Below are 13238 nucleotides of genomic sequence, written 5' to 3'. Positions count from 1 at the left end.
GCACATGACGGTTGGAGACCCAAGACCCATGTGCTAGAACGTCGACATGTTTCGCACCGTTCGTTTCTTATTTCTGCTGTTGTTCGGCCTCGGACTGCTGACAGCGGTGGGCTATGTCTTGCTGACGCGCAAGACCCGCACGTGGTTCGAGCGGGATCTGGCGCTTCGTTCGCAACTGGCTGTGGTCGCCGCGCGACAGAGTCTCGCCGAACACTGGACGATGAATCGGGAACGCCTGTCGGCGACGCTCGCGGATTTCACGCGCGATGAGCGGGTCATGAGCGCGGCGGCCTGTTCGTTGCGTGGTGGGCTGATCGCCGCGACGGATGCGTATCCCAGTGAGTTTTCCTGTCGGTCGGTGTTGGAGCGCATGCGGCAGGAAGTCGGGGAAGACGCCATCTTGTGGTCGATGACGCCCGAGTTGCCGTCGGGGCGGGTCCATCTCAGTGCGATCCGGCTGGAAGGCGAATCGGAATCCTTGGGCGTGATCATTTTGGTGCATGATCTGAGTTTTCTGGGCCGTCGGGAGGAAACGACCCGCAATCTGCTCGTGACGGCATTTTTTGTCTTGTCGCTCGGCGCATCGCTCGTCACCCTGCTGGCCGCCCGCGTGGCCTGGCGGGGATGGACCCGTGAGCTGCAGCGCTCGTTAACGGGGGAGGCGACGCGCGAATTTCAGCCGCTGGTGCGGGACGTGCGTGCGTTGGCCGAGCGGTTGGCCTACGAACACGATCGCGAGGTCTTCGGCGGCATGTGGAGCCCGGCGCGGCTGCGCGCGACGCTGACGCAGAATTTGCGAGGCGAGCGGATCGTGATCCTCGCGAACCGTGAACCCTATATCCACGAACGGAGCGAGACGGGCATCATCGTCCGGCACCCAGCCAGCGGATTGGTAACGGCGTTGGAACCGGTGATGCGCGCGTGTTCCGGCGTGTGGGTGGCCCATGGGAGCGGATCGGCGGATCGCGACACCGTGGATGCGACTGACCATGTGCGCGTGCCGCCGGGAGAAGAGTCGTATCAGATTCGGCGTGTCTGGCTGAGTGAGACCGAAGAAAACGGCTATTACTTTGGATTTGCCAATGAAGGCCTCTGGCCGCTGTGTCACGTCGCCCATACCCGCCCGATTTTTCGCGCGGAAGATTGGGAACAGTATACGCGAGTCAATCAGCGCTTCGCCGAGGTCGTGTGCGAAGAAGTCGATACCGATGACCCGATCATCCTGGTTCAGGACTATCACTTCGGATTGGCGCCGCGGATGATCCGCGAACGCTTGCCCCATGCGACGATCATCACGTTCTGGCACACGCCGTGGCCGAATGCCGAGCGCATCGGGATCTGCCCGTGGCGGGAGGATCTGATCTCCGGACTGCTCGGATCGAGCGTCGTCGGTTTTCATACCCAGCAGCATTGCAACAATTTCATCGACTCGGTGGATGCCTTTATCGAAAGTCGAATCGACCGGGAGACCCGCGCCGTGATCCAGGGCCCGCGGCGCACGCTGATCCGGCCGTATCCGATCGCCATCGAATGGCCGGTCCATCATCTCGACGGCGTGCCGCCGGTGGCCCAAGTGCGTAGTGAGGTACGGAAAGAACTGGGCCTGGCGCCCGCTGCGCTGCTCGGTGTCGGCGTCGACCGATTAGACTACACCAAAGGCATTGAAGAACGCCTCTCCGCCGTCGATACGTTGTTGGAGCGCTTTCCGGAGTTTCGCGGACGGTTTTCCTTCGCCCAACTCGCCGCCCCGAGCCGCACGAAGATCGGCCAGTATCGAGAATTGAACGAGCGCATCGAGGCGCTGGCCGCCAAGATCAATGCCCGGTGGTCGAAAGGTAGCTACCGGCCGATTATTCTGCTGCGCTCGCATCACGAACCGACGACGGTGTTCCGCTATTATCGCGCGGCCGAACTCTGTTATGTCAGCAGTCTGCACGACGGAATGAATTTAGTTGCGAAGGAATTCGTCGCTGCGCGCGACGATGAACAAGGCGTCCTCGTCTTGAGCCAATTTACCGGCGCCGCGCGGGAATTGACCGAGGCGCTCATCGTCAATCCGTACGATCTGCGCCAGGCGAGCGAGGCGATGGCGGTCGCGCTGCAGATGCCCGCCGCAGAACAACGAGAACGCATGCGGTCGATGCGCCGCTTGGTCGCGGAGTTCAACGTCTACCGCTGGGCCGGGCGTATGTTGACCGACGCCGCCGAAGTGCGGCGTAAGGAGCGTCTGGTGGGGCGATTGGGCGCGTCTCCCGTGCCGGTCCCCATGGATCACCTCTAAGGTCACTCCGGTGCCGGATGAGAATCTCGTATGCCGTATGACGTCATCGTGATCGGCGCCGGCGCCGCCGGCTTGATGAGCGCGCTTTCTGCGGGGCAGCGTGGCAAGTCCGTATTGCTGCTCGAGGCCAACGATCGTCCGGGACTGAAGATCCTGATCTCCGGCGGCGGTCGCTGCAATTTCACGAATCTCGGCATCGCGCCCCAGGAGTACGTCTCCGCCAACCCACATTTTTGTAAATCCGCGCTCGCGCAATTTACGCAACACGATTTCCTCCGCCTCGTCGAGCACGCGGGCATCGCGTATTACGAAAAGACGTTGGGCCAGCTCTTTTGTCGCGGTTCGTCGCGGGAGATCCTCGACATGTTGTTGGCGCAACTCGAGGCGGCGCAGGTCACATTGCAGACCAACGTGCGGATTCAAACGATGGCGCGCGAGCAGGAACGCTTTGTCGTGCGCACGGACACTACCGCATGGACGGCGCGCGCCGTGATCATCGCCACTGGCGGACTCTCGTTCCCGAAGCTCGGCGCCAATGACTTCGGCTACCGGATCGCGCGACAATTTGGCCACCGCGTCACGCCGTTGGCCCCGGCGTTGGATGGATTCGTGCTGGCCGCTCCGGAACAACGCGTCTGCGCACGGCTCGCCGGCGTCTCGCTCGCCGTCGCACTCCGTGTGAATCGCCGCACCTTTACGGAGAATATCCTGTTTACGCATGTCGGGCTCAGCGGTCCCGCCGCGCTGAAGGCTTCGCTCTATTGGTCGTCAGGCGATCCGCTTCAGATCGATTGTTTGCCGCAGATTCCCGATTTCGCTGACTGGCTGCGCGCGCAACGCACGGCCCATCCGAAGCGTTCACTGGCCGTCGCGCTCGCAGCGGAACTGCCGATGCGCTTGGTCGAACTGGTCATGCAACGCAGCGCGCTGCCTCTGTTGAACCTTGCCGACGTCTCCAACGCGCAACTGCGACTCCTCGCAACGCAGCTGAAACCCTGGACCTGTACGCCCGTCTCCACGGTCGGCTATGCGAAGGCCGAAGTCACCCGCGGCGGCGTGGACACGCGCGATCTGTCTTCTCAGACGATGGAATCGAAACTCATCCCCGGACTCTTCTTCGTCGGCGAAGTCGTCGACGTCACCGGCCTGCTCGGCGGCTACAACTTCCAATGGGCCTGGTCCTCCGGCTGGCTCGCCGGCCAACAGGTGTAGGGTGGGGGAGTTGGTGCCACGTACTTGTTGAGCAACACTCAAGCTGCAGCGGTAACGATTACACCCACGCAATTCATTCCGTGACTCGTCTCAATAATGCGAGCTCGAGTGGAATGATGGCGTTTGGATCTTCCAGAATGTTGGTCGTGCAGTACACGCGCTCTTGCGCAGCGATGGTGGTTAATTCGGCGAGTTCATATCCAGGAACATTGCGTAACGATATGCCGTCAAATAAGTTATATCTTTGGTTGCCGAGTCCCAACCGCTCGCGAAAAAATTTCTCGAGGCGAAGAAATTTCGGATGCGTTTCACTTCCGGCCATCCATGAATTTTGCGCCAATACACTGCCCGGCTCTTGGACGGCCCGACAGATTTCGAACCAGTGTCGCAGTATCGGCATTTCTAGGTAATAGGTGATGCCTTCGAACAAAATAAATGACGGCCGGCCCCGCAACCGTACTTGCAACATCTCAGTTAATCGCTGCCGATCTGCTTCCTGATTCAGATCCGCTCCAATAAATTCGAGTGCGGGCGAGGGCAGCACGCCAGCACGTTGCCATTCCCGAATCTTCGTGCGCTTCCAGTCCATCACATGCGGGTAATCGATTTCGATCGACTCGCAGCAAGGAGCAATGAGAAATGGATAAGAGGTGAATCCAGCCGCGACATTAACAAACACTGCGGAGGGATGCGCCTCAACAAACGCACGAATACGATCCAGGAAGTAGCGATTGCGTAGTGCACAGTTGATACCATCATGCGGATTGACGGTCGCCTCAAATTCATCCGTGAGTTGGCGTGTGCTCGGTGTGGTCCACAGATGTGCATAGAGATCCTGGCTCAGCTCAACCAATTGCGCCCGCCATTCGTTGACTAAAAACGCCGTTTCGGAGATGCGGTGGTCGATTTGCATGGGATTGATCGTTGAGATTGGTAGTGGCCTGAGGGACCACCGTCAAGGGCAGAACAGATGAGGCGCTCGCTATTCTTTACAATCGTCTAATATTCGTCTAATATTCGTCTATCATGTTTGAACCAAGATTTATCATCTCAGAATATTTATTACGCAATATCAAAGAAGTCGCAGTGCTTGTCGCTACGCTCAATCGTCGTTCGTTTCCTCGAACGGTGTTGGCGACCTTCGAGAAGCAGGCCAATTCCTTGTCTGCCCATGCCTCGACCAGCATCGAGGGGAATCCGCTTCCCCTCACCGAGGTCAAACGCCTGCTGAAGTCACGACCACAGCACCTCAGAGACACGGAACGCGAAGTCCTAAATTACAATCGCATCCTGGAGGCACTCAACGACAAGATCAAACACGGGTCAATCACGATCGATATTCCCTTCATCTGTCGAGTGCAGCGCGCAGTGACGGCCGATCTTCTCGCCAAACATCAGGTCGGAACGTTGCGCACGGAGCCGGTGTTCGTCAACGATCCGCGGAGCGGGCACACCATGTACTGGCCGCCGGACCATGATGCGGTCCCGGATTTGATGGGCGATTTGATCCGATTCGTGCGAGAGAGGCGCGGACATCTTGATCCGCTCCTCTTGGCAGGCCTCTTCCACAAACAATTCGTGATCGTGCATCCCTTTATGGATGGCAACGGCCGCACGGCGCGGCTGGTCACCAAGGCGCTACTGGCAGACATGGGACTCGATACCTTCAACTTCTTCAGTTTCGAAAATTACTACAACAACAGCGTGGCGGCCTATTTTCAGCACGTCGGCGTGCGGGGGAATTATTACGAGCTCGTCGCAGCCATCGACTTTACACCGTGGTTGGAATATTTTACCGGCGGCATCATCGACGAGTTGTTGCGCGTGAAAAAAGAATTAGATCGCGAGCATGCGACACCGGATTCGGTGCTACATCCATACCAAAAAAAACTGCTCGATTGGGTCGACCGGAACGGGTTCATTGCGGATCGCGATTATGCCCGACTGACCACGCGGGCCAAGGCCACCCGCGCCCTCGATTTAAAAAAACTCGTCGACAATGGAACTCTCCGACGGTTTGGGAAAGGACGGCAGACCTATTATAAGAGGTAAAAGACGCCAAGGATCGCCCCTATGAACACAGCGCGCCAATATTGGATCATGAAAAATGAAGTGACGAGTTATTCGATCGACGATCTGGTGCGCGATCGACAGACCTGTTGGGAGGGCGTGCGGAATTATCAGGCCAGAAATTTCATGCGGCAGATGTGCGTCGGGGATTTGGCATTCTTCTATCACTCCAACGCCGATCCATCCGGCGTCGCCGGTGTCATGCGGGTCTGCAAGGCCGCCTATCCCGACGACACGCAGTGGGATGCGACGAGTAAATATTATGAACCGCGTGCCACGAGGGAACGACCGGTGTGGGAGCGCGTCGATGTCGAATGCGTCGAGCGCGCGCCACGCTTTGTCCCGCTCGCTGCGCTGCGCGACGAACCCGCGCTGCAGAGACTCTTACTCCTCCGCCCCGGCAGCCGCCTCTCCATCACCCCGATCACCGCCGCCGAATTCACATTGATTGCACGGATGGGTGGGGATGCAGGGATCAGCGTTACAACCTATACAAGAAAGCGCTGCAGGAAATTCAGCAGATAACCGGTCAAGATGATGGCGGCGGTCGTGATGCCGAAGAAGATCGCGATGAGTTGCAGCTTCATCGCGCGCCGCAGCATGATGGCCTCGGGCAGGCTGAGTGCGGCGATGGCCATCATAAAGGCGAGCGCGGTCCCGAGCGGAATCCCTTTCTGGAAGAGGACGACGGCGATCGGTACGATCGCGGCGCAACTCCCATACATCGGGACGCCGATAAGCGTCGCGATGGGGACGGCGAACGCGCCCGTCGATTGGATCAGGGCGTGAATCGTCTCCTCCGGGACATAATTGTGAATCAGCGCGCCCACGGCGACGCCGACGAGGACCCAGGCCCATAACTTGCGCACGATCGCGCGGGCCTCGTGGTAGCCAAAGCGGAGGCGACTCGCGAAATGGGGATACACATTGGCTTCGTTTTCATTGGCCACGAGTCCGTAAAAGTCCTGCACTAGATATCGTTCCAGTTGCAGCCGACCAAGTATGATGCCGGAGCCGATGCCGATGAACAGCCCGCTGAGCACATAGCATACGGTGATCTTCCAGCCGAACGCGCCGAGCATCAGCACGACGAGATATTCATTGATCAGCGGCGAGGTGATGAGAAACGAGAACGTGATGCCCAGCGGCACGCCGGCCTCCAGCAAGCCAAAGAAGATCGGCGTCGACGAACAGGAACAAAACGGGGTCACTGCGCCAAAGAGCGCTGCACACCCATGGCCGAGGCCTCCGGATTTGGTCATCCAACGTTTAATCGTTTGCTGCGGCAGATAGGTGCGCAGCAGGCCAATGAGCGTGATCAACACAAAGAGCAGCAGCAGGATCTTGACGGAGTCATACACAAAAAAATTCACCGCAGCGCCGAGGCGTGTCTCCGGCGACAATCCGAACAGGTCGTAGATGAGCCAGTCGATCCATTTTAGCAACACGAAGCACCACCCTTGCGGCCCCCGCCACAGCACGGACCGGCCTTCGCCTTGGTCTCCAGCGATTTGTCGAACTTCTCCAAGAGACGCGTGAGCAGTCCTTTGCGCGGACGGCTGTCGAACGCTTCCGGCAATGTGGCCACGAACGCGCGAATCTCGTCCCGAATCCGCCGATAGCAATCGAGTTGCGCTTCTGCCGACGCACCTTGCGCCGCGAGTGCGGCCGCCAGCTGTGGCGGATCCTCAAATCCGGCATGCAACACGCGCGTGGGAGACGGAAACACCGGACAGTGTTCGTTCGCGTGCCCGCACACCGTCACGACATAATCGAAGGTGATACCCGTAAGCTCCGCCACATGCTTCGACGAGTGCCGCGAGATATCGACGCCGACCTCGGCCATTACTTGCACCGCCAGCGGATTGAGTGCGCTTGGCTCGAAGCCGGCGGAATACGCGGTGATCTGCTCGCCCTTGAGATGCCGCGCCCAGCCCTCCGCCATCTGACTGCGACAGGAATTGCCCGTACATAAGAACAACACGTTGTATTTGGACATCTGGGTGCCTCCTAGAGTTGTCGCACCAACTGCTTCAAGCGTTTGAGAGTCGCCGGATCGAGACAATAACAGACGGCGGGGCCACTGATCGTGCCGCGGATCAATCCCGCCTCCTTCAAGACTTTGAGATGTTGCGATACCGTTGCTTGCGCGATCGGTAATCGCGCGACGAGCGCACCGCAGATACACCCCTTCGTCTTTCGGAGAATCGCGAAGATTTTGAGCCGCAGCGGATGTCCCAACGCCTTGGCCATAGCGGCCAGGTCGCGCCGAGGCGGCGGACGGTGCCGATCGGCGCGCATGGTAACGCCACAGATCGCAGGAGTACATCGAGTCATGCGGATCACTTATCGTAAAATTACGATAAAGCAAGCGCGTTCTCTGACCGTCTGCTCTCTGCTCACCGCCGCCGCGCGCATTTCATAGTGTGGCGCGGATTGCATGATATGACGGATGGACCGATCCGCCCTTGACGATTCCTCCATCGAGACTTATCGGTTCGATATATGCTGCTGCGTGCGTGCCATTGGAGCCTTGCGCTGCTCGTCCTCGTGATCGGCGTGGGCCGTGTGTCGGCGACTGATGTCAATTTACGCATCGGCCGGGGAGGACAGGTTGCGACTCGCGGTGTGGCCGGTGGCCACGTTGCAGTCGAGCGGATCCTCCGGCATCCGGCGCTGGGCATCTGCAGTGGCTGGTTCCGCGCGACTCCGAATCATACCGTGTCGATTGCGCATCACGGCGTCTATGTCATCAACGTGCGGAGCACTGTGGATGTCACGCTGGTGGTGGTGGGACCGAGCGAAAGCGAGTGCAACGACGACGCACATGCGAAGACGACGAACCCCTCCGTGATGCTGTCCGCGCCCGGACGCTATCACCTCTACGTCGGCACCAAAGATCAACAACCGCACCCCTACACCCTCGCCATCGCCGACGGCGCGGGGTGAAAGGGTGTAATGTGCTGCATTTCGCGTTGGAGTTGTCACAGCATCGGCGAGTGGCTCAATCAGGATATACTGTATATATTACAATTGTTTGTATCTCAGTGTCATTTAAAATAGCTGAAAAGTATATTTTATAACATGTTTAAGTTGTACAAAACGATTATTATGGTATAAGATGCTAATCTGATGAAAGAATCTCTCATTACATACGTGCAAAATCAGTTGGCGCAGGCGGAACATCGCTTACGGGGGCATGTGACCGATCCTGCCGGCAACACCTATCCGCGGCGGCATATCTATGTCCGATTAGAAAAACACCTGACCGATTTTCTTGCAGGCCATACGGAACAGCGGTGGCTCATCGTACCGGGGCTGCGCGGTGTGGGAAAAACGACCGTGCTCTCGCAACTCTTTCTGACGCTGCTGGGCAAGCACGATTCCTTCCGAATTTTGTATATATCACTCGATGAGGTGACGGGGCTGCTCAATGCCACACTCAAGGACGTGCTGGATGCCTATGAAAGCATTTTGGGCCAAAGTTTCGAGCGGCTTACGACACCGGTGTTCCTGTTTATCGATGAAGTGCAATACGATCCGAAATGGGGGCTGGCGCTCAAATCCCTGTATGATCGGAGCAAAAAGATTTTTATTTGTTGCACCGGCTCATCGGCTGTATCGCTCCAAACCAATCCCGATGTGTATCGCCGTGTCCTCTGGGAAAAATTGTATCCGTTGAGCTTTCCCGAATATCAAATTTTGTATCGAAATGTCTTCCCGCCGAAGGGCCTCAAACAACAGTGTAAACAGGCCCTCTATTTTTCCGCAACTGCGCAAGAAGCGTATCAGCAATTGCAACAACTCGAACCGGCCGTGCGTCAATATTGGAGCCGTGTCGACAAAATGGATCTCCAGCATTACCTCATGTACGGAACGCTCCCGTTTGCATTGCAATACACGAACGTCTCGCAGATCTACGAGGCCATTAGTGGCTTGCTCGATAAAATTATTTTGAAAGATATCGAAAGTCTCAAATCCTTCGACACGAGTACGCTTCAAGCCATCAAACGGCTTCTCTTTCTCATGGCCGATGCGACGGATGCGCTTGCGCTCCGGACCCTGCCGAATCTCCTCGGGGTCGATGCGGTGTCAACCGTACAGCGCATGCTCCAGGTGCTCGAACATGCCGAAGTACTCATTCGGATCATGCCGCAGGGATCGCAGCATAGTAAAGTGGCGAAGCCGTCGAAATATTGTTTTATCTCGCCGGCGATTCGCATGGCGCTTTTAGGATTGGTCGGCAAACAAGCCACCTATCACATGCGCCTCGGAAAACTTCTCGAAGATTGTGCCGCATTGCACCTCTATCGAGAATTCGTGAGTTCCGGTCATGGCAGCCTCACCTATGGCGCCGCCAAAGGGCAAGCGGATTTCATTGTGCAGATCGCCAACCAGCGACAACTCGCGATCGAAGTGGGCATCGGGCAAAAAGACCATCGACAAGTGTTGAACACGCTGCGCGACACCGCATGCGAATATGGCATTGTGATCGACGATGGTGCCCTGGCACGCTCGGAACGCGAACGCATTTTACATGTGCCGTTGCAGTGGTATCTGATGATGTAGGGACGTCATCTGAAATCGCCGATGCGCTCACACTGTACTTGTCTAAAGCGAACGGCTTGTGCAAGGCCATTTCATGAACACTCAAGATACTGACGACTTTGAACGAATTCGGCGGCAAAAATTCCACTTGCCCGACCAGGCGCTTGAAGACGCGGCCTTCCAGGAAGTGCTGTCACACTGCCGACCGTTTACGTTAACGTCGGAAGATCGCATGTACGCATTGCACACTGCAGTCCGATACATCATCCGGGCCCATATCGTTGGCGATATGGTCGAGTGTGGGGTGTGGAAGGGGGGCAGCTGCATGAATATTGCTCTGACCTCCTTGCAGCAGGGAGCGAAAGATCGGACGATCTATTTATTCGATACGTATGAGGGGATGACGCCTCCGGAAAAAACCGATGTGGACCTCCTTGGTCGCCCTGCCTCGCAGTTGTTGACCTCTCCCACGGAAGCCGAACCCACGAAGTGTCTTGCGTCGCTCGCCGAAGTGCAAAAAAATATGTGCTCAACCGGGTATCCTCCGGAGAAGATTCAATGCGTCAAAGGGCCCGTTGAAAGGACTCTGCCGGCCTACGCGCCTCAACACATTGCACTGTTACGCCTCGATACGGATTGGTATGCGTCAACCAAACATGAACTGGAGCAGCTGTACCCCCGACTTGCTGCCGGTGGTGTATTAATCATCGACGATTATGGCCATTGGCGAGGCGCGCAGAAAGCCACGGACGATTTTTTTGCCCACTGCCGCCCCGCCGTATTTATGCAGCGCATAGACTACTCTGGGCGCCTCATCATTAAACGATAACGCGCCTCTTATCGCCATCCGAAAGTGCAGGGTCCGGTTGATTGCCGCAGCTGCGCATTCAGATCGAGCTACGGCCGTACTTTATAGAATTGCATTATTACCCATTAAATTGCATAGTTCGAAAAATTGGAATAACTGATGAAAACCCTCGAACAACTCCTGTCGGACTTTGAAAGCGTCCCTGCGACAATCTCTTGGTATCTTGCCGATCTGGGCGAAGCCAAGGGGAAGCAAGAACTTTTCACCAAACAATCTCCTCAAAAACTCAAAACCTTACGGGAACACGCCTTGATTGAGAGTGCCGTATCTTCCAATCGTATTGAAGGCGTGGAGGTCAACCAGGCGCGCATTGGTACCGTCATTTTTGGGAAAGCCCTGTTGCGTAATCGTGATGAAGAAGAAGTGCGTGGTTATCGTCAGGCCTTGGATTGGATCCATGAGAAGGGCACCAAGCTTCCTGTCTCCGAAAAAACCATTCGCAAACTTCATGATCTGGCCCGGGGAGAAATCTGGGATGCCGGCAAGTATAAAGAAAAGGATGGAGACATCATCGAAAAATATCCGGATGGACGCGAACGGATTCGCTTCAAAACCGTCACGGCTGCTAAAACATCTCCTTACATGAAACAACTGATCTCTCAGTGGGACACTTGCCTGAAACAAAGAACGGTCCATCCCCTTATTGTTCTGGTCGCCTTTAATTTGGATTTTTTGTGCATCCACCCCTTCCGTGATGGCAATGGCAGAGTCTCCCGCCTCTTGTTGCTCTTACAGTGCTACCATTTGGGTTATGAGGTGGGGCGCTTTATCAGCTTGGAAAGGCTTATCGAGGAAAACAAAGAACGGTATTACGCAACCCTGGAGCAATCTTCTCACCGTTGGCACGAAGGCAAACATGATCCTTGGCCCTATATTGGTTATCTCCTCTACATTTTAAAGGAAGCTTGTCGAGAATTTGAAAAACGGATGGAGGGGTTGCAAAACCCCCGTGGCGAAAAGACGGCTCTCATCACTCAAGCGATTCGTCAGCTCCCAGAAACTTTCCGCATTGCCGATATTCAGCGCAAATGCCCTGGAATCAGTGTCGACATGATCCGCAAGGTGCTTAAGGACCTGAGAGCCGAAGGCCGTACAAAATGCCTGGGGATGGGGAAGGCTGCCCAATGGAAACGGGTCGGAAAATGGGCAAAGTAGGTAATAGCAATTTAAATGGGTAATATTATAGGTAATAAATGTGGCTGATGAATATTATCCGCTATATTGTGACCTTCCCCCCAAAAACGAGACCAGTTGCCACTGGAATCCGTCCCCACTACAGCCCGGGAGAGCGCGGAGGGACAGATGAAACGGAAGCGATTTACCGAGGAACAGATCATCGGGGTGTTGCAGCGGTGGGAAATCACTTCGTGGGTTTTTTTCACTCCGCATCAGTAGTGTGTCTCAGCTCGCAATTGTAGTGCCCGCACGCAAAGGATTCGGCCCAAAATTCGCCGAGGAATTCGGGAATAATATGCTCCTCAGTTGCGGGATGGTCGTTTGTGAATGGATTGCAGCAATAAATACATCGTCCAAACATATTCGTCACCCTCCACATACCTTGCACGGAATCTCGCCACGCTGATACGCCTCACTGCGGGGAATCCGAATACAGCTTCGCGTGCAGACTTGGCCCCAGTGGCAGGAAAGTTTGTGGACTTTGTGATTTGTCACGTTGAAGTAGACTTGGTCAGCAGCCTGCAGTGGGAGTGTGAGACCGAACATCACTATGAGCACGGCTCGGCGAAGGTAGGCCCGAGTGGTGAGGACCGCAATTGTGCAGCACATGTTTCTACGGATAGCGTATTCAAAATGTAATCGCAATTGATGCGGCTAGTGTATTTGGATATTACTTTGGAATGAGAGCTGAATGCCAAAACGTAAAACACAATTGATGACTTTGAAGCCAAGCAAGCCAGTGAAATCAGGCTCCCTCGTCCGTGACGTTCGCGCCCTTATCGAGCAGGCGCGCAAATATGTCGCTCGTTCCGTCACTAACACCCTTGTTGCCCTTTATTGGCGTATTGGAAAAAGGATTAGTGAAGAAGTCCTGCAGGGTAAACGAGCGGGGTATGGCGAGCGGATTATTTCGACGCTGTCGAAACAATTGCTGAAAGAATACTGAAAGCCACCAATCAACTCACTCCGGACTTGGCGTTTCGGGATCCTTATTTTCTCGATTTTCTTGGATTGAGGGGCGCTTATCAGGAGAAAGATCTGGAAGCCGCCATACTGCGGGAAATGGAAGCCTTTATTCTGGAG

General features: G+C 56.0%; 14 protein-coding genes. 10 read left to right on the top strand and 4 right to left on the bottom strand.

Features of this window, described 5'->3' with window-relative positions:
* The first annotated feature begins 46 nt into the window (after window positions 1-46).
* Together HY696_04090 and HY696_04085 are read left to right on the top strand one after the other, a co-directional pair.
* Window positions 47-2281: a trehalose-6-phosphate synthase gene (locus HY696_04090; protein ID MBI4237584.1), complete on the top strand. Its 2235-nt coding sequence runs from the start codon at window positions 47-49 to the stop codon at window positions 2279-2281.
* 30 nt (window positions 2282-2311) lie between these two features.
* Window positions 2312-3493 (top strand): NAD(P)/FAD-dependent oxidoreductase, encoded by a 1182-nt coding sequence (locus tag HY696_04085; GenBank protein ID MBI4237583.1) that lies wholly within the window; start codon window positions 2312-2314, stop codon window positions 3491-3493.
* 73 nt (window positions 3494-3566) lie between these two features.
* Here HY696_04085 and HY696_04080 read toward each other — a convergent pair whose 3' ends face one another.
* On the bottom strand, window positions 3567-4406 hold the full coding sequence (locus tag HY696_04080) for a class I SAM-dependent methyltransferase (GenBank protein ID MBI4237582.1): 840 nt from the start codon (window positions 4404-4406) through the stop codon (window positions 3567-3569).
* Window positions 4407-4519: 113 nt separating this feature from the next.
* Here HY696_04080 and HY696_04075 point away from each other — a divergent pair, with 113 nt between their 5' ends.
* Window positions 4520-5545, top strand: coding sequence for a Fic family protein (locus HY696_04075; GenBank protein MBI4237581.1), 1026 nt, complete (start codon window positions 4520-4522; stop codon window positions 5543-5545).
* A gap of 21 nt (window positions 5546-5566) precedes the next feature.
* Window positions 5567-6088: an EVE domain-containing protein gene (locus HY696_04070; protein ID MBI4237580.1), complete on the top strand. Its 522-nt coding sequence runs from the start codon at window positions 5567-5569 to the stop codon at window positions 6086-6088.
* Here HY696_04070 and HY696_04065 read toward each other — a convergent pair.
* The 3 genes from HY696_04065 to HY696_04055 are packed head-to-tail and all read right to left on the bottom strand — an operon-like array spanning window position 6052 to window position 7900.
* On the bottom strand, window positions 6052-7011 hold the full coding sequence (locus tag HY696_04065) for a permease (protein MBI4237579.1): 960 nt from the start codon (window positions 7009-7011) through the stop codon (window positions 6052-6054). The genes HY696_04070 and HY696_04065 overlap by 37 nt on opposite strands.
* A complete protein-coding gene (locus HY696_04060; protein ID MBI4237578.1) occupies window positions 7002-7562 on the bottom strand; it encodes an arsenate reductase ArsC in 561 nt (186 codons plus the stop codon). Before HY696_04060 ends, HY696_04065 begins: the two co-directional genes overlap by 10 nt.
* Window positions 7563-7573: 11 nt before the next feature.
* Entirely contained in the window at window positions 7574-7900 is a 327-nt protein-coding gene (locus HY696_04055) for a winged helix-turn-helix transcriptional regulator (GenBank protein MBI4237577.1), read from the bottom strand.
* A 168-nt stretch (window positions 7901-8068) separates the two neighbouring features.
* On the opposite strand from HY696_04055, the gene HY696_04050 reads away from it, so the two are divergent.
* From HY696_04050 to HY696_04025, 6 genes are all read left to right on the top strand, one after another.
* On the top strand, window positions 8069-8512 hold the full coding sequence (locus HY696_04050) for a hypothetical protein (GenBank protein MBI4237576.1): 444 nt from the start codon (window positions 8069-8071) through the stop codon (window positions 8510-8512).
* Window positions 8513-8695: 183 nt separating this feature from the next.
* On the top strand, window positions 8696-10132 hold the full coding sequence (locus HY696_04045; protein ID MBI4237575.1) for an ATP-binding protein: 1437 nt from the start codon (window positions 8696-8698) through the stop codon (window positions 10130-10132).
* Between the two features lie 73 nt (window positions 10133-10205).
* A complete protein-coding gene (locus HY696_04040; GenBank protein MBI4237574.1) occupies window positions 10206-10940 on the top strand; it encodes a class I SAM-dependent methyltransferase in 735 nt (244 codons plus the stop codon).
* A 138-nt stretch (window positions 10941-11078) separates the two neighbouring features.
* On the top strand, window positions 11079-12134 hold the full coding sequence (locus HY696_04035; GenBank protein ID MBI4237573.1) for a Fic family protein: 1056 nt from the start codon (window positions 11079-11081) through the stop codon (window positions 12132-12134).
* A gap of 712 nt (window positions 12135-12846) precedes the next feature.
* On the top strand, window positions 12847-13101 hold the full coding sequence (locus HY696_04030; GenBank protein MBI4237572.1) for a hypothetical protein: 255 nt from the start codon (window positions 12847-12849) through the stop codon (window positions 13099-13101).
* A gap of 26 nt (window positions 13102-13127) precedes the next feature.
* The coding region (locus HY696_04025) for a DUF1016 family protein (GenBank protein MBI4237571.1) at window positions 13128-13238 on the top strand (111 nt) is incomplete at its 3' end.

This window comes from Deltaproteobacteria bacterium (assembly GCA_016210045.1).
GTDB lineage: Bacteria > UBA10199 > UBA10199.
The sequence above is the reverse complement of the archived record's forward strand: the minus strand, read 5'-3'. Positions and strand labels throughout refer to the sequence as shown.